Source organism: Aliiroseovarius pelagivivens, assembly GCF_900302485.1.
Classification (GTDB): Bacteria; Pseudomonadota; Alphaproteobacteria; order Rhodobacterales; family Rhodobacteraceae; genus Aliiroseovarius; species Aliiroseovarius pelagivivens.
The window spans coordinates 595,900-616,803 of the sequence record NZ_OMOI01000002.1 but is presented as its reverse complement, the minus strand read 5'-3'; the positions used below and the strand labels follow the sequence as shown (position 1 = coordinate 616,803).

The following is a 20,904-nucleotide window of genomic DNA, read 5'->3' as shown; positions in this document are numbered from 1 at the left end:
AACCACAAGACGAAAAAAGGGCGCCTCACGGCGCCCTTTTCTATTCCATGAAACCCGAACGCTTATGCGTCGAATTTTTTGCCCTTGTGCGGAGCCCAGAGCTTCTTGTTCGTCAGATACAGAAGCGAGGTCAGCAGGACCAACATCAGGACCGAGATAAAGCCAGCTTGCTTGCGGGCCATCATCTTGGGTTCAGCAGTCCACATCAGGAAGGCAGAAACATCTTCGGCCAAGTGGTGGGCCGAGTTGTTGTGACCATCGTCATAGTCGACCGAGCCATCTTCCAGCTGCGGAGGCATCGACGTCCAGCCACCCGGGAACACGTCGTTTCCGTTCAGGTACTGGCCAGCAACTTCCTGCTCTTTGCCGTTAAAGGCGGTCAGGAACGAGGCGATGTACTCAGCGCCACCCATGCCTTTGACCAGCTGGTTGATGCCGGTGCCAGCAGGACCGTGGAAGCCAGCGCGGGCCTTCGCCATCAGCGACAGGTCGGGACCCATGCCTTCACCCGATACGGTCGGGAAGAAGTCCGCAGGCGTACGCGCGCGGTCGTCATCCAGTTCCGGATCGTAGATGGTGAAGTTTTCGGCTGCATAAGCGCGAACTTCGTCCTCGGTGTACTCGGGGCCACCTTTGTCCGACAAGGTACGCAGCGGCACATAGCGCAGACCGTGACAGGCCGAGCAGACCTCGGTGTACACTTTCAGGCCGCGACGCAGCTGTTCTTTGTCGAACTTGCCAAACGGACCTTCGAACGAGAAGGCCGTGTCGTGGACTTCACCGCCTGCGCCAGCGGCCTGAGCCGCGCCTGTAGCAAGCCCCAGTGCGACGATCGCGGATGCTGTGAGTTGTTTGATCATTGTTCTCAATCCTCTCACTCGGCTGCGCCGGGATAGTGGGCGTTGAAGTCTTCCTCGATCGTTGCCGGGGGGGTGGTCGGTTTCTCGAACAGACCCAGCAGCGGCAGGATGACCAGGAAGTAGGCGAACCAGTAGGTCGACCCGATCAGCGAAATCCAGTCATGCGGGAAGTTCGTGTCACGAGCGCCAACCCACATCAGAACGACGAAGTCGATCAGCAGCAGGCGGTACCACCATTTGAAGGCAGGGCGATATTGACCCGAACGTACCGACGAGGTGTCCAGCCAAGGTGCCAGAGCCATCACGATGATGGCGCCGAACATGGCCAGCACGCCGAAGAACTTCGCGTCGATGATGCCGCCAGTGATGAAGCTGACGAACTGAACAACCCAAACGTCCGCAGTGAAAGCACGCAGGATCGCGTAGAACGGCAGGAAGTACCATTCCGGAACGATGTGTGCGGGCGTCGCCAGAGCGTTTGCCTCGATGTAGTTATCGGGGTGACCCAGATAGTTGGGCATGAAGCCGACAATCGCAAAGAAACCAACCAGGATCAGGCCCAGCGCGAACAGATCTTTGATCACGAAGTAAGGCCAGAACGGCAGGGTGTCTTTTTTGACTTCTTCTTTCGAACCACGGCGCACTTCAACACCGGTCGGGTTGTTGTTGCCCGTGGTGTGGAAGGCCCAGATGTGAACGGCGACAAGCGCGGCGATCACGAAGGGCAGCAGATAGTGCAGCGAGAAGAAGCGGTTCAGCGTGGCGTTGTCCACAGCAGGTCCGCCCAGCAGGAAGGTCTGCAGCGGCTCGCCGATGAACGGGATCGCACCGAACAGGCCGGTAATAACCGTTGCGCCCCAGAAGGACATCTGACCCCAAGGCAGAACGTAACCCATGAAGCCGGTAGCCATCATCAGAAGATAGATGATCATGCCGACAATCCACGTGATTTCGCGGGGTGCCTTGTACGAACCGTAGAACAGGCCACGGAAGATGTGGATGTAAACAGCCAGGAAGAACAGCGATGCGCCGTTCATGTGGATGTAGCGGATCATATGACCGCCGTTTACATCGCGCATGATGTGTTCGATCGAGGCAAAGGCCAGATCAACATGCGGGGTGTAGTGCATTACCAGAATGATGCCGGTGACGATTTGCATCACCAGGCAGAAGGCAAGAACGATGCCCCAGATCCACCACCAGTTCAGGTTCTTCGGGGTGGGGATCATCAGCGTGCCATAGGCAAGGCCAACGATGGGCAGACGCTCGTCCAGCCACTTTTCAAAGCCCGACTTGGGCTCGTAGTGATCGTGAGGAATTCCAGACATGTAAGCCTCCCTTATCCCAGTTTGATCGTCGTTTCGTCGACGAACTCGGCGACGGGAACGGGCAGGTTTTCAGGTGCCGGACCTTTGCGGATGCGGCCCGAAGTGTCGTAGTGCGAACCGTGGCAGGGGCAGTACCAGCCGCCGAACTCGCCAGCGCCGTCGCCCAGAGGCACACAGCCAAGGTGGGTACACACACCCATCATCACCAGCCATTCGCCAGTTTCGTCCATCGCACGGTTCTGGTCGTCAGCCGACAGGGCCGCGTCGCGGTTGTCGTTACGAGCGAACGCGTCGATCAGGTTGTCGGCGGTGTTGTCCGCGCGCGCCTGCTCGATCTCTTCTGCGGTACGGCGGCGGATGAACACCGGCTTACCCAGCCATTTCACGGTGATCTGGCTGCCGACGGCAACGTCAGCAATATCAACGCGGATCGAGCTAAGTGCCCGAACATCGGCAGAGGGGTTCATTTGATTGACGAGCGGCCAAACAGCAGCACCAGCCGTTACGGCTGCGGCGCCACCGGTTGCGTAGTAAAGGAAATCCCGGCGGGTCCCTTCGTGGTCGTCGGCGTGTGACAAGAGCGCATCTCCCTAGCTAGGTTGCATTATGGCAACCGACACGACTGAAGACCGCCTTTGCAAGCGGTCCGTTTCGCGGCTGTTTAGCTAAGGAAACGCGCTCAGTCCAGAAGTCATTAGGGCGCAGGGGGTGGTTTTCAAGGATATGGTACCCGGAAAACATGCTGCAGCTGCATTGTTGGCGCGAACATCCGGAATTTTGCAGATAATTTTTTTAGCTCTCCATAAAAAATATGGAACTTGGCCGGACTTCCACCTGCAATCTGGAATGTGAGTCGCCAGTTATGCCGGCTTCGTCGCCTTCATGCTCTCACGCTCGCAGAACACCGCAAACCAGTCGTCCAGCGCGTCGCGCCCTTTGCGCCAGCCGCGGGCGTCGTGGCGGAAGTCCAGATAGCCCAGCGCGCAGCCGACGGCGATCTGGCCCATATCGAGCGGGCCAGACAGATGGCTCATCCAGCGGGTGTTCAGCGCATCCAGTGCGCCCTCGATCTTGCCCCACTGGCCCTCGATCCAGTCCTCGAACCGCATCCCTTCTGGGCGCAGGCGCAGCTCGTATGTCATCAGAACGGCGGCATCCATCATCGCGTCCGCCGTCGCTTCCAGCGTCAGGACATCCCAAATCTGGTTTTCGGGATACAGTTTCCCGCCGCAGCGAGCGTCCAAAAAACGAGTGATCACACGGCTGTCATAAAGCGCGGGACCATCGGGCCGGATTAATGCCGGGATTTTCGACAAAGGGTTCGCGGCTGTCACCGTGGGATCGGGCGCGGTCGGCAAGGTGGCGGCCATGACCTCTTCCACATCGCCTTCCTGACCAGTCTCTTTCAACAACACACGCACCTTGCGCGCGAAAGGAGAGGCCGTAGCCGTGATGAGTTGCATCGCTTATACTTTCCTAAATCGAATACGGGTCAGTCCAACGGCGTCAATCTCGACCCCCGGTCCATTTTCCCCAAGACGGATCACCCGGCGCATCCGCGCGGTGGCGTTCACCTGTTCTTGCTCGGTGGATTTCTCACGCCGTGCGGTCAACCCTTCAGGCATCTCGTCAAACGCATCTTCGACCCGCTGATCCCGCCGCCCACGTTCAACCGAACGGGCGATGGCATAGGTGGTCAGGGCGACGGCGCCATAGCGCAGCGCAACAACAGCAATTGGGGCAAGCGGTAAAGCCATGAGATTCTCCTTACTTAGAAATGTAGGGATGCAAAGGGCTTATGTCCACTTACGCAGGCGGTTCGCCCATCAGTTTTGCGATTTCGGCAAGCTCTTGCCCAAAGCCCGTATGCATTTGCGCCGCCGCCGCTTCACGCATCGGATCGTCCTTATTTTGACCCAGCTTCCATGTGCCGTCGATGGTTTCGACCTCAAGCCGCATGGGAACGATCATGCGTTCCATCTTGGCAATTACCTCGGGCGTCATCTTGTCGAAGGTCCACGGGGCTTTGCCTTCGATCCGCGCTTCATAGTCGGCTGCCTGTCGCACCAGAATGTCATGCAACGCGTCCTGCTCCAGCGGCACCAACCGCCCGCGCAGATGCACGGCGACATAGTTCCATGTGGGCACTTGTTGGTCCGCCCCGTACCAATCAGGCGAGACATAGCCATCCGGGCCCGTCACCGCGATCACCGCATTTGTTTCGCCCACCCGCGCGATGGGGTTCGAGCGGACCAGATGAAACTCGGCCAGAGACCCGTCATCTGACAGCAGAAACGGGATATGGGACAGCAAGGGCGTTTCCCCCGCCACGCAAAGCGTGCCAAAAGCGCGGTTCTGGGCGAAAGCGATGTTCTGGTCGCGCTCGCTACGTCGAAATACGGGGTTCGGGTGCATGGCTGATCCTCTGGCAGTGCTGCCAATACGTGATCAGACAACCAGCTGTTTGTCTACAATGCGCGTGGGCGTGGCCGTGATCAGCGCACCCTCTTCCTGAGACGTGGTGAAAATCACCTCGGCGAAATGGGCGGTGCGGCCCATGGTCGGGTTCTCCATCAGGATCTGATGTTCCTGCCCCATCTGCGCTTCCAGATGCCGCTGTACCTGAGCGTCTCCGGCCGCCCGCAGCCGCGCCGCACGGGCCTTGATCACATTGCCATCCACCTTGCTGGGGATTTTCGCAGCCGGCGTGCCTTCGCGCTTCGAGTACGGGAAGACGTGCAGCCAAGTCAGATCGCAGTCCTCGACCAGTTTCAGGCTATTATCAAAATGCGCATCTGTTTCGGTCGGGAAGCCCGCGATGATATCTGCACCGAAGGTGATGCCGGGCCGCAACTTGCGCGCCTCTTCACAGAAGGCAATCGCGTCGTCGCGCAAATGGCGACGCTTCATCCGCTTCAGAATCAGGTCGTCCCCGTGCTGAAGGCTCAGGTGAAGATGCGGCATCAAACGCGGTTCAGACGCGATGGCCAGCATCAGGTTCTCATCCGCTTCAATGGAATCGATCGAGCTGATGCGCAGGCGCGGCAGGTCCGGCACCAGACGCAGGATGCGCATGACCAGATCGCCCAAGCGTGGCTCTCCGGGCAGGTCAGCGCCCCAGCTGGTCAGGTCCACGCCGGTCAGCACGACCTCGTTAAAGCCACGATCCACAAGACGTTTGATCTGATCGACCACAACGCCCGCCGGCACCGACCGGGAATTTCCGCGGCCATAAGGGATAATGCAAAACGTGCAGCGATGGTCGCAGCCGTTCTGAACCTGCACATAGGCGCGGGACCGCGTGCCGAACCCATCGATCAGATGGCTGGCGGTTTCGGTCACGGACATGATGTCGTTGACCTGCACGCGCTCCGTCTCGCCAATCAGATCGGGGGCAAGGCCCGCCCAGGTCTCGGGCGACATCTTTTCGTGGTTGCCGATAACCGCGTCGACCTCGTCCATATTGGCGAAGGTCTCGGGTTCGGTTTGGGCCGCGCAACCGGTGACGATCACCTTCGCGTCCGGATTTTCACGTCGTAGCTTACGGATTTCCTGTCGGGCCTTGCGCACAGCCTCAGCCGTCACGGCGCAAGTATTCACCACCACGGCGCTCTCGACGCCTGCTTCATCGGCCAGACGTTTCATCGCCTCGGTCTCATAGGCGTTCAGGCGACAGCCAAGCGTCGCGAATACAGGGGGTGTCGCACCCATCTTACAGACCTTTCAGGAAGGCTTGGGTCAGCTGGCCACTATATACAAAGGCCGTGGGGCCGGTCATCCAGACGCCATCTTCGCGCCAATCAAGGGTCAGCCAGCCGCCATCCAGCTCCATCCGCACGCGCTTGTCGGTCAGGCCGCGCTGATGGGCGGCAACAGCAGTGGCGCACGCACCCGAGCCACAGGCCAGAGTGATACCGGTGCCGCGTTCCCAGACGCGCATGCGGATCTCGTCACGCGAGCGGACTTCGGCGAATTCTACGTTGGTGGCTTCGGGGAACAGCGGATCGGTCTCGAAGCCCGGCCCGATACCGGCGACATCCACAGCATCAGCATCGTCCACAAAGAACACGCAATGCGGATTACCCATGCCAACAGCAACGGGATCCCCATCTAGCGGCAGGTGCTGCAGGTCTACGTCGTGCGACAGCGGCACTTCTTCCCATATCAGTTGAGGCTGACCCATATTCACCGCGACCAGATCGCCATCGGCCCGTGCCTCAAGCACTCCGCGCGAGGTGCGGATGGTCAGAGCGTCCTTGCCGGTCTGTTCCATCATATAGCGCGCCACGCAACGGGTCGCGTTTCCACACGCCCCAGCCCGGCTGCCGTCCGCGTTCCAGAAATCCAGATCAATATCGGCCACGTCCGAGCTGCGAATCTCGGCCAGCTGGTCAAAGCCAACACCGCGATTGCGGTCACCCAACCCAGCAGCCAATTCCCGTGTCACCACAGCATCGCGCCCCCGTGAATCAATCATCACGAAGTCATTGCCCGCCCCATGCCATTTCATGAACTCAAGGGTGTCTATATGTGTCTGCGTATCAGCCATGTGCCGCGATATAAGCCCTTGGCAAAACTTTTGCCAGAGATCGTGCAGATTCATTCGAAAATGGGGTTGACCCGACCCGCCACTCCCTTTAGTCACCGCGCTCACAGAGTGGGCCGTTAGCTCAGTTGGTAGAGCAACTGACTTTTAATCAGTGGGTCGAAGGTTCGAATCCTTCACGGCTCACCACTTTCATCTTAAATATCAAGATGCTACGAGCCGCGCCATTGAGCGCGGCTTTCGTTTGTCTGGGGGCACGCTTGCTCGTTGATGGTGTGGATGTGAATCAACGACAGCCCGGTTTCCCGGCCTGAAACATCGCAATGTCGTTGATTGATTCAAACTGCGGTTCTTCACTGCCTGCCAACTTAGCCATCAGCGAAAGCCCAAATGTGCCCGTTAGTTCCGGGAAGCCCCTTCGTCTGGCTTAGGGGGGTGCAGCCACAGCACAACAAGGCGTGCAAGAAGGATGAGGCCAAAAGTTACAAGCGTCGCCATCGATTCCCCCAGAAATCGGGAAAATGCCAAATAAGCCGCGCCACCTGCCAGCGAAAGTGTTGCGTAGAGGTCTTCGCGCAATACGCTAGGGGTGATGTTACACAACAGATCTCGGATCATGCCGCCTGCCGTACCAGTCACGCAGCCGATCACAATCGTCAGGACGGGCGCGACCCCGGCCTCCAAGGCGACCTGCACGCCTGTCAGGGTGAACAGCGCCAACCCGACGGCATCCAGGTACATCAAAAGGGCAAGCCGACGCCCGTTGCCCGTTGGCATCCGCGCGGCAACAAGAAAACTCAGCAATGCCGACGGCACCGCCACCAGAAGAAATCTCAGGTCGGAAATCCAGAACACCGGGGTAATGCCAAGAAGCAAATCACGCAACGTGCCACCGCCAACGGCGGTGACAACGCCCAAAACAGTCGCGCCGAACAAGTCGAGGTTGAAACGGCGCGCCTGAATTGCAGCCGAGGCCGCCATCACTGCTGTAGCGATCAGGGATAGCGGCACGAAGAGTATAGTAAGCGATTCCATCGCTGCAGCTTAACCGTCGCAGGCAGCGGTGACGATCAATTCTACCTTCAGGGCGTCGCGGGCCAATTTCGCCTCGCCACATGCGCGTGCCGGCGTGTGTCCTTCGGGCACCCAAGCGTCCCAAACGGCATTCATCTCGGCGAAATCGGCCATATCTGCCAGCCAGATCACGCACTGCAAGATACGGGTATTGTCCGACCCGGCCTTGGCCAGCAGGTCTTCGACCTTTTCCAGACACACGCGGGTCTGTTCGGCCACGGTGGGCGCGTCTGAGGTCTGACCGCACAGGTAGGCCACACCGTTATGTTTGACGATCTTGCTCATACGCTGGCCGGTTTCGATACGGGTTATGGTCATGGTTATCTCCTATTACAGAACTTTGCGGTCATACCGGTCGATGCGGAATGGGGTCAGATCGAAGTCGCAGTCGCCTGTCAGCACCAGATCTGCCATGACCTTTCCCACAATCGGCCCCATCTGAAAACCATGAGCAGAGAAGCCGAAGGCATGAAACGCACGCTCGGCACTAACGGCAGGGCCGATCACCGGCAGGTTATCGGGCATATAGGCTTCAAGCCCCGCCCACATGCGGTTGATTGCAGCGCGCGCCATGATGGGGAAGAACTCGATCGTGGTGCGCGAGGCGTCGGCCAGCTTCGCATAATCCAACCGCGTCGCGTTATTGGCCCGGTCGGCAAAACCTTTTGCCCCACCCCCGATCAGCACGGTGCCGTTCTCGAACTGTTTAAAGCTGAGCTGACGGCTGACCGCCCCGACCACGGGGCCGGCGAAATGCGGCATCCGGGCGGTGATCATCAGCATAGGCGCGGCGTGGGACAGAGGCACGTTGTCGCCAATCATCATCGCAACGCGATCTGCCCACGCACCACAGCAATTCACCACGGTATCGGCCTCGATCCGCCCGATTGGCGTTTCAGCCAGCCAGATTGCGCCGACCCGGCGCAGCGCTTTTAGCTCTGTGCCTTCAAGGATTTCCGCGCCCAGCCGTTTGGCGGCCAATCGGTAGGCATTGGTGGCTTTGTAGGGGATGGCGTGGCCATCGATGTCCGACATTACGCCGCCGACGCAGTTCGGATTCACATGCGGCAGGCGGGCGATCAACTCGTCCCGGTCAATGATCCGCTCATGGGTATAGCCCAAAGCGTGCATCGCCTTTTCCCGCGCGCGCAGCTTGTTCAGGTCTGCGTCGTCGACAGCGATATTGATCAGCCCGGTGGCCCGAAATCCGGTGTCACCTTCCAACGTATCATCCAGCGACTGCCACATCTGCATCGCTGCCTTCGACAGGGGAACTTCGGCCATATCACGACCCAAAAGCCGCACGCCGCCCGCGTTCACGCCAGACGCATGGCGGGCGATGTGATCTTTTTCCAGCAAGATCACCGAAGCGCCGGATTTTACCAAGTGATAGGCCGTGGCGCAGCCTTGGATGCCGCCGCCAATGATCAGGACATCTGCCTTCATTCTGCGGCCTCCTGCGCTTGGCCCAGTTTGTGAAAACGGCTGAGTTCCTTGAGGCTGAGCAGCCGTTGCGGGCTGCGCAGGCGGTAATAACCCACGTCTGCGATGGGGTCCTCGCGCCAAGTGGAAAGAAGCTGGCTGACCATTGGGCCACACTGACGCCCTTGGCACGGTCCCATGCCGCACCGGGTGAGCGATTTCAGCGCGTTGGGGTCTGTGGCGCCAGCCGCAAAGCCCGCCCGTAAATCACCCAAGCTGCGTTCTTCGCAACGGCACACCAGCGTGTCCTCATCCTGCGGAACCCGCAGGTGATCCAGCGGACGATAGAGCCTGTCGATGAAGCGGCGCACAGCGGCAAGCCTGTGCAGGGTCGCATGATCACCAGAGGCTTTGCGATCGCGTTCTTCAACGGAAATGCGTCCAAGGCGGCACAGCATGTTGAGCGCCGCAAGCCGCCCCTCGGCCTCGGCCCCATCCGCGCCCACAATACCCGCGCCATCCCCCGCAACGGCCGCATGGGACAGCGAGCTTTGACCAAATCGGTTTCGGGCCACGTGCCAGGTCAGTTGGTCTTCGTTCCATGCGTGCGTCAACCGCAGCGCACGCGTCATGTTCGGGTTGGGCATCACGCCGTGATGTAGAAAGACGGTCTCGGCAGGGATCACTTGTCTGCCATTGATCCGCAGCCCCTCGGCGCGGGTTTCACCGATCACTTCAAGCTCTGTGACATTGCGATGCACAGCGACGCCTGCCCTGCGGATTTCCCACAGAAGCGACAGGCCTTTTTGCAACATTTTCGGTTCGCGTAGCGCGCCGGGAAGGAAGGGCGCGGCCTTGAGGTAATTCTGGTGCGGTGTGGTGTCGACCAATGCGGCCACCTTCACCCCCAGCCGCAGATATTGCGCCACGATCAGGTAAAGCAGCGGGCCAGACCCGGCGAATACGGCCCCTTCGGCCACCATCGCGTCCGATTTCAGCATGACCTGTGCGGCCCCCGCTGTCATCACGCCGGGCAAGGTCCAGCCTTTGATGGGCATCGGGCGTTCGATCGCGCCGGGACACAGCAGCATTTCACGCGCGCCGACCTGATGGGTGGCAGCGTCTTTTGAAAAGAGGATCTTGCCGTCGACGCCGATATGCCAGACGTCCGCGCCAGCGACATGATCTGCCGGGCTATTCTGATAGGCTGCGACAAGATCGGCACCCTTGGCATATTCCGGGCCAAGGACCGTCGTATCGGGCAGCAGGGAATTTGCAGCCGAGCGGTAAATCTGCCCACCGGCCTGCGCACCGCGGTCCAGCACCAGAGGCGTGACCCCGTGGGCGATCAGCGTCATGGCGGCGGACATGCCAGCCGGGCCTGCGCCGATGATCACACATTGCCGCGCGTTCATTGGGCTGCCTCTGCTTGCGAGGTTTCGGTGATGTTCTGTGTCGTGATCTCCATGCCGTCTGTGGCACGGATCAGACAGGCCTGCTGGTTGGGCAGCCCGTCGATTTCGACCATACATTCGAAGCAGACCCCCATCGCGCAATAGGCGCTGCGGTCTTGTCCCGAAAGCGCGGCCTTGCGGGTGACACGCTGCCCCGAAAGGGCCAAAGCGGACCAGACGGACTGTCCATCGGGCAAGTCAACATTCTGGCCATTCACTGTTACCCGAACGTTGTTCGGGCCGTTTTCTACCAGCGATCTGAACATCGGGAAGCTCCGGTTGGAAGAAAGGTAGAAGGGGCCGGGGAGGGCGGCCCCTTCTAGGAGGCTCAGAACCTGTGGTTAGTTGTCGATCTTATCGAGGATCGACTGGCCCCACTCTTCGCCAACGTCAGCCAGTACCTGCGGCCAAACCTGGGCGCGCACGTGTTTGGCAGTGGCGGCCAGTTCTTCGTCGCTCAGCGACACGATGCTGGCACCATTGTCAGCCAGTTTCTGTTCGAAAGCGCCCTGATCAGCCTCGGCGGTTTCCCAACGCTTGGCTTCGAAAGCAACGGCAGCGTTTTCCAGCGCGGCGCGATCTTCGTCAGACAGCTCGGCCAGCGCGCCCGAGTTGATGATCATGTACCAAACTTCGAAGTGGGTGTTCACAGGTACATACGTGGTGGTCACGTCGCGGAACGAGGCATAGTAACCTTCAGCGCCCGATCCAACCACGCCGTCAACCACACCGGTCTGCACAGCGGTGAACGCTTCCGAGAACGGGATCGGCGACGAGATATAGCCCAGCGCGTCAGCGGTCAGCTGGAAGCTTTTGATGCCGGGTACGCGCACCTTGATGCCTTTGGCGGCGGTCGGATCACCGGGTGAAACCGCATCGGCGTTCAGCGCGATGCCACCGAAATAGACCGGATAAGCGGCCAGCATGGTGATATCCTGCTTGGCATACAGCTCTTTCATCGCGTCATAGATCGCGCCGCCGGGGCCATAGATGCTTTTTGCTTCAGCCCAGTTGGCCGCAACATAGGGGAAAGCCGAAATTTGCATGCGGCGATCTACGGCAGTGGCAGCGGGCTGCACAGCCATGTCGATGGCACCAACCGAGATACGTTCTTGTACCGAGGTATAGTCCCCCAGAGCCGACGCCGGGAACAGGTTCAGCTCAAGCGAGCCAGAGGTGGCGGACGACAGGCCGTCTGCGAAGGCGCGCAGCTCGTTGTCGATGGTGGCGCCTTGCGGACGAATGTGGCTGATTTTCAGCGTGTCTGCGGCGGCGATGCCGGCGGTTGCCACAACGGCAGCTGCAAGGCAGGTCGATCTCAGAAAGCTCATCATGTGTAGGTCTCCTCCGTGGATGATGTCTTGTTTGTCGTGTGTTGTTGGGTCGGGCTCAGTAGCCGAAGAAACGCGGCAGCCAGAGCGAGAGGTCGGGCCAGAAGCTGGTCAGGAACACCACCGGCAGATAGCCCAGCAGGATCAGCGTCATGGCAGGGCGAATGACCTGGGTGACCGGCACATTGCCGATACGTGCGCCCAGATAGAGGATCGAGGCGTAGGGGGGCGTCACACCGCCCATCGCCGTGTTCACACCCATGATGGCCGCGAACTGGATGGGGCTGACGCCGATCGCCTGCATCAAAGGCAAAAGCAGCGGGGCAATCAGGATGATCGCGGTCACGTCGTTCACCACCATGCCAACGAGGAACAGAAGGATGTTGATCAGGATCAGCAGGACCAGCTTGTTTTCAGTGATCGAGAAGATCGCCTCGACCAGCGCTTGCGGTACGCTTTCCAGCACAAACATCTGGCTCAGGATCATCGAAAACAGGATCATCAGCATGATCGCCCCGACACTGGTGGCGGCCTCTTTGCCGGCGCCCAGGAAGGTTTTCACGTTCAGGCCACGATAGATCAGGAAACCCACCGGGACGGCATAGATCACAGCAACAGCAGCGGCTTCCGTTGGCGTCATGATGCCGCCATAGATGCCACCCAGAATGATCACCGGCATCAGCAGTGCCGGGATGGCCTTGAGCCCACGCGATGAGGCTTCGCTGACAAAAGCCTTGCCCTTTAGCGGCTCGTTCAGTTCCAGCGGAAACTTGCGGGCCATGCGGATGTTGACGACCGAAAAGCCGGTCATGATCAGCAGGCCGGGGCCGAGCGTCGCCAGGAAGCAGGCAAGGATCGAGGTGTCGGTGACCCAGCCATAGACGATCATCGTGACCGAAGGTGGAATCAACAGGCCCAACAGCGACGCGTTCGCAATCAAGGCGGTGGCATAAGCACGTGGATAACCCTGCTTCTCCATCTCGGGGATCAGAAGCGGGCCGATCGCGGCCACGCCGGTCAGGCCCGAGCCCGAAATGGCACCAATCAGCGCACAGGACACAGTGGCCACAACACCAAGCCCGCCGCGCAGGTGCCCGATGAAGATGTTGACGAAGTTCAGAAGGCTCGCCGCAATCCCCGAGACCGACATGATTGTGCCTGCAAGAACAAACAGCGGAATGGCAAGCAGAACCGGGTTACCCAGCTGCTGGAAGCCCCACAGCATGTTGCCTTTCATGACAACGTCTCCGGCGAAGTACATCACCATCAACCCGCCACCGAAACAATAGGGCAGTGGCACGCCAAGGGTCAGCAAGACCACCAGAACCAGAACGGCAAGAAGTGCAATTTCAACCATATCAGGATTCCTTGGTCGGGGTGTCAGGGCTGAACAGCACGATCAGGTGCTTAATCAGATGCCATGCGGTGAAGATCATCATCAGGACCATGCCCGTGATCAGCGCCACATCGACATAGAAGGTGGGCAGATAAAGCGTGGGGCTCTCGCGCCAGACGCGGATCGAGTATTTGGTGAAATCCCATGCCCAGATCGTCAGCCAGATGCCGACAGTCAGGCTGATCACTTCGCCAATCACCGCCAGCACCTGTTGCTGCTTTGTGCTCGACAGGAAGATTTCCAGCACATTGGCGCGGATATGGGTGTTCTCACGCGAGGCGTTGACCGCCCCCAGCATGTAAAGCCACATCGTCGGATAAAGCAGGCTTTCCTCAAGCCCCATCACCGGGATCTCAAGCACATAGCGGGTGATCACCTGTACGAACTGACCCAGCGCAACAACGCAGATCAGAACGGTCAGAATGATGCTGGCAAAGCGGTCCATTGTGTTCTCCTGTGGCAACCCGGGTCTCGGATTGACGTTCCGTTAAGGATGTTTTTGAGAACCCAAAAGGTCAAAGCGATTATATTGATGTTTAGATAAAGTTGCTTTATAGGATGGGAAAAAAGGTATCAGAATCAATGACTCCGAACATCAGCATCCGCCAACTTCAGGCCTTCCGAGAGGTCATGCGAAGTGGATCCGTCTCGGAAGCGGCCCGAATCCTTGGCCGGACACAGCCTGCGGTCAGTGCCCTTATTGCGAACCTCGAGGCCGAATTGCAGCTGTCGCTGTTTCGCCGTCAGAAAGGGCGGCTGGAACCCACACCCGAGGCGCAGTTCTTTGCCGGAGAGGCCGAGGCAATCCTAGATCGCCTTGTGTTGTCGACCCGCACAATGAGCGAGATCGGCGCACTGACAAAGGGGCGCCTGAACATTGCCTGCATGCCCGCCGCCGCCAACATGCTGATGCCGCAGCTTTTGGGAGAGTTCCTGCGGGACAAGTCCGATGTACATGCCTCGTTGATGATGCGCGCCTCCTCGACCGTCACCAAATGGATTACATCGCAGCAGTATGACATCGGGCTGGCCGAGACCCCGACCCCAAACCCGGCGCTGGATATGCAGGATTTCAAACTGGAATGCATGTGCGCCATTCCACGCGACGATCCGATTGCGGCGCTTGATCAGATCGAGGCGCACACTCTGGACGGCAAACCCATGGCCGCCCTTCAGGAAGGGCACCCCAACCTCGCTGCCACGAAACGTGCCTTTGATGACCAAAGTGCCAAATTTGTTCAGCGTTTCGAGCTGCGGACCTTCCAGCCGGCCCTGATCCTTGTGGAAAAGGGATTGTGCTATTGCGTGTGTGACCCGATCACGGTCGCAGGCTATAAAATGCTGACGCCCGAACCCCACGCCATCGTTTTTCGGCCCTTCAGGCCTCTTGTCTCGCTGGATGTTTCTATCCTGATGCCAGCACACCGTCCGGCATCGAAGCTGGCGAATGCGTTCGCCCAGAAGCTTGGGGCAGAACTTGGACAGTTGGCGGGGCAAGAGTAAGCCACCGGATATCCCGATCGGCTTTGACCGGATGTGCGGGGCCAATGCTGATCGGGATATTTCAATAAGCCCTTTCAGGACGACATTCGTCGAGATAACGTAATGTTCGAAACACCCTTAAGAGATCCTATCCCGGCCTGATGTGCCATTCGCCCAGCTCTCTTCGACCAGAAAAGAAAAACTGACATGTTCCTTCCCAAGATCACGAAACTGTTCGCAGCAATTGCGCTTTCCCATTTGATCGCTGGCGCGGCGGCTGCCCATGAAAGCCCTGATCATAATGGGCAGAACGGAGGGAAGGTTAACGTCACTCAGCATAACCATATTGAACTTGTGCGTTCAGAAAATGAAATCGCGATTTACCTGTATGATCTGGACCTGAAGCCACGGAACGCAGAAAACATCACGATCGATGCGTTGTTGGTTGAGGGCACTACTCAGGCAGATCTCGACCTGCTGTTCACGCCCCCCAACAAATTCGCGGCAACGGGCGACTCTTTCTCTGAATCGGCTGCAATTGTGTTGCGCCTGTTTCGTGATGGAGCTTTTTGGGACCTTACCCGTATCAAATAGTTCGACGGTCCCGTGGGATTGACGCGCTTGAACTGAGCTCCACTCCACTCACAGTTACACTAGATTCTAGCGCCCTCTACTACTGGTAGTGCGGACTGTAGCAAAATTGCCCACATGGTGAATTTTATCATTTCCCCTTCAGATCAAATCCCTCTTTCCTTCAAATGTTAAGGGAACGTTTATAAAAGTTAACCCTAAGGCAACATTTCGAAATTGACGGATTGTTTCGGGCACTAAAAGCAGAAAATGCACAAACAGAAACGCGGTATAACGGCGTCTCGCTCCGGATCTCATGTCATGATTGAAGCCTGCATTTTGCGCCGAAAGGCATAAACATTTGAGCCATAAGGAGCTAGGGGATGGCTAATAAACGAGGGATGAACACGCTGGGCTGGAAGGGTTTGCCCGGCTTGTTCAAAGGGGCGCGCACACTTGCAACGGTGATGGCCGTTGGCCTGTTTGGCGCCACGCAAGCGGAAGCACACGACAACCGTGGCAACACGAATATTTCGGTGTCCGAAACCACCGCCCTTGGCGGCGATACAGTCGACGTAGGCTTCGACTACACCATCTGGCATGCCGGGCATGGCCCAGTAACCGCAGAGTGGGAAATTCACCTCGATGGTGTCACCCTTCTGGCTTCGGGCAGCAACCTTGCCGATGGCAACAGCACCAGCGTGTTCTCGATCGACAGGACTGTTGCACTTCCGGGAAATTTGACCCCGGGGACACATCAGATTGTCATCACCACTTACTATGCGGCCGGAAGCGGTGCGATTTCTTCTTTCATCAACCTCGAAATCATCGACCCTGCCGGAGAGGCCCAAGCACTGATTGCGACGCTTTCGGAAGCACGTGGCCGTCTGATTGTGCAAAACGGCCCTAACCTGGAACGCCGCATCGGTCGTCTGAACAACCGTAGCCGCAATGTTGCAGCCTCGGGCGAAGTTGCCAGCCGCAACGACACCTCGACCGAAGGCGAAGCTGCCAACGGTGGTACTTTCCTGTCGTCGTCCAATGCCGTCGCACCGTCGTCGCCGTATGACTTCTGGATCGAAGCCGCACATGCGAAATTCTCGGCCGGAAACATGGATGGCAACTTCAACATCATCCACATGGGTGTTGATCGCCTGCTTAACCCCGATCTTCTGATCGGTCTGGGCCTGCAGTTCGACAATGCCAGCCTAAGCGGCCCCGGTGCCGAGATCTCGGGCAACGGCTTCATGATTGGACCGTATCTGACCAAACGCGTACACGAGAACCTGTATGTCGATGCCCGCGTGGCTTGGGGTCGTTCGTCGAACGACGTTTCGCCCTTTGGCACCTACACCGACACGGTTGACGCAGAACGCTGGTTGGCAACTGCTGCACTGGTTGGCGACTTCCAAGTCGGCGAGCTGACCGTCCAGCCGGAAGCACGCCTGTCGTGGTTTGAAGAAACCACCGATGCGTATCGTGACAACAACGGCATCCGCGTTGCACCTGTGACCACATCCTTTGGTTCCTTCGAGGTCGGTCCGACCATCTCGCGCAGCTACGATGTTGGCAGCGGCGGGACCCTGACCGCCAACCTAAGCGCCAAGTCGATCTGGACGTATGACTTCAGCAACGGTGGTGTCGCCCCGTCGACAACTCGAGGTCACTCTGGCCGCATCGAGATCGGTCTCGACTATAGCAACAACGCCAACCTCCTGATCAACGGATCCGTATTCGTTGATGGCGGTGGCCGCGACTGGGACTCGATGGGTATCACGATCGGCATGGACTACACATTCTGATCTGACATGATCCAAACACCAAAGGGCGGCCGGTGCAAACCTGCCGCCCTTTTTCTTTGAAGTGATACTTCCTGCCGCCGCCAGACACCCAGCGCAAACCCGATCCACCGCGCAGAGCACGCGATCTTCCTGCCCAAACTGGGACGACAATTCTTAGCCAAAAACGAAGTCGTCGTGGTTCAGTTCAAATGGCCTTACATCCGTCAGAACGATCTGATCACTGCCAAATTCTATGATGGTTGTTGATTTGGATCTGTAGATGGTCAGGTCACTAAATTCCGTTGGGCCATCCAAAAACCGGATCTGATCGACGCCGACCTCGAAGTCCCTGATTTTGTCAGCCCCATCGCCGACACGGAACTCAAACACATCCGCGCCACCGCCGCCGAACATGACATCCGAACCTGCGCCGCCATCGAGAATATCGCCGCCGCCGCCGCCTTTCAAAAGGTCTGCACCGGCCTCGCCGCTAAGGTGGTCAACGCCTGATCCGCCGTACAGTTTGTCCCGACCAATGCCTCCGATCAGGCGGTCGTTGCCGTCTTCGCCATAGAGCTTGTCGTTTCCAAGTTCACCATGCAAAAAGTCATTGTCGTCACCGCCGTAGAGCACGTCGTTGTCATCGCCGCCAATCAAGTCATCATCCCCGGCGCCGCCGCTTAGGAAATCCTCCCCTACACCGCCAAGAAGTGCGTCTTCGCCGCCGTGGCCATAGAGTTTATCGGCCCCATAGCCTCCGTAAAGCGCGTCGTTCCCGCTGTTTCCCAACAATATATCTGCGCCACCCAAGCCGTATATAACGTCTCCGCCACCGGAACCTCCGATCTTGTCGGCCTTTTCGGTTCCGACCAGATATTCGCTGGTTGAATTGCCCAAATAGTTCAATCCATTCTTGGTGATGGACTCCAGTACAGTGGTTATCCCCGAGTAATCAGGCTTATAGCCGTACGACGCCAGATAGTATTTCATGATGTCGATATTGAGATCGCTCAGCACATACACCTTGTCACCAGAGGGGCTGAACAGCGTCACTTTTCTAACCTTGCCCGAAAGCCCACCAGGCGTAAGCTCGAACGACCCTTCAAGCTTCACGTAGTAGCCTGATCCAATCCCACCAAAGTTTGCAGCCGCAAAAGCGGTGTCGCCCCGTGTCTTAACTTTCGTGCCATTTGGTGAGTTCCGAATTATGGGAAACATGATTGAATGATTGATATCTGTAATACTCAGTCCGCCACTTAACCGAATCTTGGCCATGTCCACTCCCAAACGTTCTCTAAAATTTAAAACAGTTTAATCTGAGAATTACGGTAGCCGAGACAATGGATCAGCGCAAACTTCGTGTTAATACACAAAGCTTTTCACGGAATACGCGAACGCACCATGCATGCGCACAGGTCGGCGCATTCGTCGGTTGTTACGACAATCAGTGTTGCCACGAGGATCTGAACAACGTCACACCAGACGCGCCTACTGTTCGCTGATTTCCTTCAGCAACCAACGGGCGCGGGTCTGTTGCTCGTGCAAAAGATCCAGCTTGCGTTCAAGACGCTCGATTTTCGTTTCTTTCTTCGCGTCTTCGATCTCGGCCCTCAGGATATCTTCCTTCTTGGCAAGCTTTCTGATCACCTTTTCAACGTGAGATGGCTTGATCTTTTGCGCCTTCCCTTTGGACAGGCGCTTAAAGTACTTGTCGAGCTTCTCGACGCTGCTCTCAAAATCCATGACATCCACCTTTGCGTGGGGACCCGTGATACGGGCGAATTGTAACAGTTGCATGACAGGTCTGGCGGGTCATAGCTTGGCTTCCCCCCTGTCTTCTCGTAGCGCGCTCAGAACCATCGAGCTCAACTCGTCATCCTCAAGCGATAGGATGCGTTCGACTTCAGCCATCGCGTCTTCGGTTTCGATGTAATAGGTGCGTGCCGCGCCCAATAGATCGCGCATGGCCGAGTAAGCATAGTTGGAATCGTTCAGGAACGAAGTCGCCGCATAAGCATCAAGGTCGTGATTGCGGATCAGCGTCTCAACCGCGTTGTTAGTCGCCCGGGCATCGCTTTCGACCTGAATGCGTTCCTGATCCAACCACAGACTGGAACGGTCCTCGGGATCGGCCAGATCAAGCTTGCGGATTTCAACCAGAATCCGCGCGATCTCGGTGCGAAGCCCATTATAAAGATCGGTGATCAGACCCTGTTGGTTTTCAGTGTACTGAATGGCATTTGCCCGCAAGTGCTTGACCGACTTGACCGCGCGGACAATCCGCCCGGCCACATCACGCAGCGAATAGATGTCTTGCATGACATCTTCAGGCATATCTTTGGCGCCCACCCGGGTGGCGAACTCGATAATGGCGGAATAAAGCGTTTTGACCCGCGCCTCATAGCGTTCATCGAGATCAAACTCGACCGTTTCCTGGCTTGCTTCGACCACGGCCGCAATGTCCTTGGCGCCGTAGATGTCGTCCCGGTGCAGGTTCAGCCCGTGCACGATCAGCTCGACCGCATTGTCATAAAGGTGTTTGACCTCGCGACGCATGGCGATCTCGATGGTCTGGGGAAATTCGTCGACCGCCTCGGACAAGTATTTCGGCTCGCTCAGATCCTCTTCGGGCTGGGCAATGGTGCGTTCCAGAAACCCGATCAGCCATTTCAAAAGAGGTAACATGATGATCACGCCAAGCAGGTTGAAGATGGTATGAAATACCGCCAGCTTCAGCGCATAGTCGGTATCGGCGATACCAAACCCGGCCGAGACGAAATCGACTGCCACACGTAACGGGCTGATGAAGATCAGCGCCACGCCGGCGGTCGTTGTGTTGAATATCAAATGCGCAAGGGCCAGCCGCTTGCCCTGATAATTCGCAGTAAGCGCGCCGATGATCGCAGTGATTGTCGTGCCGATGTTGGCCCCGATGGCCAGTGCCAAGGCGTTTTCGTATGAGATCTGTCCCGCCGCCAAGGCAGTGATGATCAGAACCATCGTTGCATGGCTTGATTGCATCACCACGGTCGCAGCGGTGCCGACCAAAGTATAGACCACCAGCCCATAGATCCCCTCAAGCGCGAAGCGCGTCAGGTCGAACTGGTCCTTGAAGGCCTCGAACCCTTCTTTCATGTGGTGGATCCCAAGGAACAGGAATCCCAGCCCGGCCAGAACAAACCCGGCACCACGCAAGTACTTGTTCTTTTGAAAGACCAGAACAATGCTGATCGCCAGCATCGGCAGGGCATAGGCCGATATTTTGACCTTGAGGCCAAAGCCGGCAACCAACCAAGCGCCTGTGGTGGTGCCAATATTGGCACCGAAGATGATCCCAACCCCGCCCAGAAGCGAGATCAGCCCCGCAGACAGGAAGGAAATGGTGATTACTGAAACCAGCGAGCTTGATTGCATGATCGTCGTTGCAACCACGCCGAAGCCCAAAGACCGGGGAACAGATCCCGTCGCCCGCTCCAGAGCCTTTTCAAGAAACCCGCCGCTGAACAGCTTGAAACCATCCTCTAGCATCAACATGCCAAACAGGAAGATCGCGACACCCGCCGCGATCTCCTGAAAATCACTGCTGGCCCAGAAACCAAGGCTTAGAACCAGCAGGATGACCGGTAGTAGCAGTTTTTTCATCATGTGATGATCAGGCCC

At 57.9% G+C, this 20,904-nt stretch carries 22 protein-coding genes and 1 tRNA gene; 4 read left to right on the top strand and 19 right to left on the bottom strand.

Annotated elements, in window-relative coordinates; all coding sequences use genetic code 11:
- Positions 1–62: 62 nt before the first annotated feature.
- The 8 genes from ALP8811_RS15170 to dapF form a co-directional block, all read right to left on the bottom strand.
- A complete protein-coding gene (locus ALP8811_RS15170; protein ID WP_108858098.1) occupies positions 63–860 on the bottom strand; it encodes a cytochrome c1 in 798 nt (265 codons plus the stop codon).
- A 14-nt stretch (positions 861–874) separates the two neighbouring features.
- A complete protein-coding gene (gene petB / locus ALP8811_RS15165) occupies positions 875–2,188 on the bottom strand; it encodes a cytochrome b (protein WP_108858097.1) in 1,314 nt (437 codons plus the stop codon).
- An 11-nt stretch (positions 2,189–2,199) separates the two neighbouring features.
- The gene (gene petA, locus ALP8811_RS15160; protein WP_108858096.1) at positions 2,200–2,766 is read right to left on the bottom strand and encodes a ubiquinol-cytochrome c reductase iron-sulfur subunit; all 567 of its coding nucleotides are present in this window, start codon (positions 2,764–2,766) and stop codon (positions 2,200–2,202) included.
- Between the two features lie 282 nt (positions 2,767–3,048).
- Positions 3,049–3,651: a glutathione S-transferase gene (locus ALP8811_RS15155; protein WP_108858095.1), complete on the bottom strand. Its 603-nt coding sequence runs from the start codon at positions 3,649–3,651 to the stop codon at positions 3,049–3,051.
- A gap of 3 nt (positions 3,652–3,654) precedes the next feature.
- Complete coding sequence (locus tag ALP8811_RS15150) at positions 3,655–3,945, bottom strand: hypothetical protein (RefSeq protein WP_108858094.1); 291 nt, start codon at positions 3,943–3,945, stop codon at positions 3,655–3,657.
- A gap of 49 nt (positions 3,946–3,994) precedes the next feature.
- Positions 3,995–4,603: an FMN-binding negative transcriptional regulator gene (locus ALP8811_RS15145; RefSeq protein WP_108858093.1), complete on the bottom strand. Its 609-nt coding sequence runs from the start codon at positions 4,601–4,603 to the stop codon at positions 3,995–3,997.
- 33 nt (positions 4,604–4,636) lie between these two features.
- Entirely contained in the window at positions 4,637–5,899 is a 1,263-nt protein-coding gene (gene mtaB, locus ALP8811_RS15140) for a tRNA (N(6)-L-threonylcarbamoyladenosine(37)-C(2))-methylthiotransferase MtaB (protein WP_108858092.1), read from the bottom strand.
- A gap of 1 nt (position 5,900) precedes the next feature.
- On the bottom strand, positions 5,901–6,737 hold the full coding sequence (gene dapF / locus ALP8811_RS15135) for a diaminopimelate epimerase (protein ID WP_108858307.1): 837 nt from the start codon (positions 6,735–6,737) through the stop codon (positions 5,901–5,903).
- 110 nt (positions 6,738–6,847) lie between these two features.
- Between dapF and ALP8811_RS15130 the strand changes: the two genes are divergently transcribed.
- Positions 6,848–6,923: transfer RNA gene (locus tag ALP8811_RS15130), tRNA-Lys, on the top strand.
- A gap of 210 nt (positions 6,924–7,133) precedes the next feature.
- Here ALP8811_RS15130 and ALP8811_RS15125 read toward each other — a convergent pair.
- The 8 genes from ALP8811_RS15125 to ALP8811_RS15090 form a co-directional block, all read right to left on the bottom strand.
- The gene (locus tag ALP8811_RS15125; protein ID WP_108858091.1) at positions 7,134–7,769 is read right to left on the bottom strand and encodes a trimeric intracellular cation channel family protein; all 636 of its coding nucleotides are present in this window, start codon (positions 7,767–7,769) and stop codon (positions 7,134–7,136) included.
- A gap of 9 nt (positions 7,770–7,778) precedes the next feature.
- Entirely contained in the window at positions 7,779–8,126 is a 348-nt protein-coding gene (locus ALP8811_RS15120) for a RidA family protein (protein ID WP_108858090.1), read from the bottom strand.
- 12 nt (positions 8,127–8,138) lie between these two features.
- Positions 8,139–9,254: an NAD(P)/FAD-dependent oxidoreductase gene (locus ALP8811_RS15115; protein ID WP_108858089.1), complete on the bottom strand. Its 1,116-nt coding sequence runs from the start codon at positions 9,252–9,254 to the stop codon at positions 8,139–8,141.
- On the bottom strand, positions 9,251–10,645 hold the full coding sequence (locus ALP8811_RS15110) for an FAD/NAD(P)-dependent oxidoreductase (RefSeq protein ID WP_108858088.1): 1,395 nt from the start codon (positions 10,643–10,645) through the stop codon (positions 9,251–9,253). The genes ALP8811_RS15115 and ALP8811_RS15110 overlap by 4 nt, the downstream gene beginning before the upstream one ends.
- On the bottom strand, positions 10,642–10,950 hold the full coding sequence (locus tag ALP8811_RS15105; RefSeq protein ID WP_108858087.1) for a (2Fe-2S)-binding protein: 309 nt from the start codon (positions 10,948–10,950) through the stop codon (positions 10,642–10,644). Before ALP8811_RS15105 ends, ALP8811_RS15110 begins: the two co-directional genes overlap by 4 nt.
- 75 nt (positions 10,951–11,025) lie before the next feature.
- Positions 11,026–12,015 (bottom strand): TRAP transporter substrate-binding protein DctP, encoded by a 990-nt coding sequence (dctP, locus tag ALP8811_RS15100; protein ID WP_245924675.1) that lies wholly within the window; start codon positions 12,013–12,015, stop codon positions 11,026–11,028.
- Positions 12,016–12,073: 58 nt separating this feature from the next.
- Complete coding sequence (locus ALP8811_RS15095) at positions 12,074–13,372, bottom strand: TRAP transporter large permease (RefSeq protein ID WP_108858085.1); 1,299 nt, start codon at positions 13,370–13,372, stop codon at positions 12,074–12,076.
- A gap of 1 nt (position 13,373) precedes the next feature.
- On the bottom strand, positions 13,374–13,856 hold the full coding sequence (locus ALP8811_RS15090) for a TRAP transporter small permease (RefSeq protein WP_108858084.1): 483 nt from the start codon (positions 13,854–13,856) through the stop codon (positions 13,374–13,376).
- 137 nt (positions 13,857–13,993) lie between these two features.
- Here ALP8811_RS15090 and ALP8811_RS15085 point away from each other — a divergent pair, with 137 nt between their 5' ends.
- The 3 genes from ALP8811_RS15085 to ALP8811_RS15075 all read left to right on the top strand — a co-directional run bounded on the left by ALP8811_RS15085 (position 13,994) and on the right by ALP8811_RS15075 (position 17,265).
- Positions 13,994–14,914: a LysR family transcriptional regulator gene (locus tag ALP8811_RS15085; protein ID WP_108858083.1), complete on the top strand. Its 921-nt coding sequence runs from the start codon at positions 13,994–13,996 to the stop codon at positions 14,912–14,914.
- 186 nt (positions 14,915–15,100) lie between these two features.
- The gene (locus ALP8811_RS15080; RefSeq protein ID WP_108858082.1) at positions 15,101–15,487 is read left to right on the top strand and encodes a hypothetical protein; all 387 of its coding nucleotides are present in this window, start codon (positions 15,101–15,103) and stop codon (positions 15,485–15,487) included.
- Positions 15,488–15,846: 359 nt separating this feature from the next.
- Entirely contained in the window at positions 15,847–17,265 is a 1,419-nt protein-coding gene (locus tag ALP8811_RS15075; protein WP_108858081.1) for an autotransporter outer membrane beta-barrel domain-containing protein, read from the top strand.
- A gap of 153 nt (positions 17,266–17,418) precedes the next feature.
- On the opposite strand, the gene ALP8811_RS15070 is transcribed toward ALP8811_RS15075, so the two are convergent.
- The 3 genes from ALP8811_RS15070 to ALP8811_RS15060 all read right to left on the bottom strand — a co-directional run bounded on the left by ALP8811_RS15070 (position 17,419) and on the right by ALP8811_RS15060 (position 20,886).
- The gene (locus ALP8811_RS15070) at positions 17,419–18,462 is read right to left on the bottom strand and encodes a calcium-binding protein (protein ID WP_245924674.1); all 1,044 of its coding nucleotides are present in this window, start codon (positions 18,460–18,462) and stop codon (positions 17,419–17,421) included.
- A 270-nt stretch (positions 18,463–18,732) separates the two neighbouring features.
- A complete protein-coding gene (locus tag ALP8811_RS15065; RefSeq protein ID WP_108858080.1) occupies positions 18,733–18,987 on the bottom strand; it encodes a hypothetical protein in 255 nt (84 codons plus the stop codon).
- A gap of 69 nt (positions 18,988–19,056) precedes the next feature.
- A complete protein-coding gene (locus ALP8811_RS15060) occupies positions 19,057–20,886 on the bottom strand; it encodes a Na/Pi cotransporter family protein (RefSeq protein WP_108858305.1) in 1,830 nt (609 codons plus the stop codon).
- Positions 20,887–20,904: the final 18 nt, after the last annotated feature.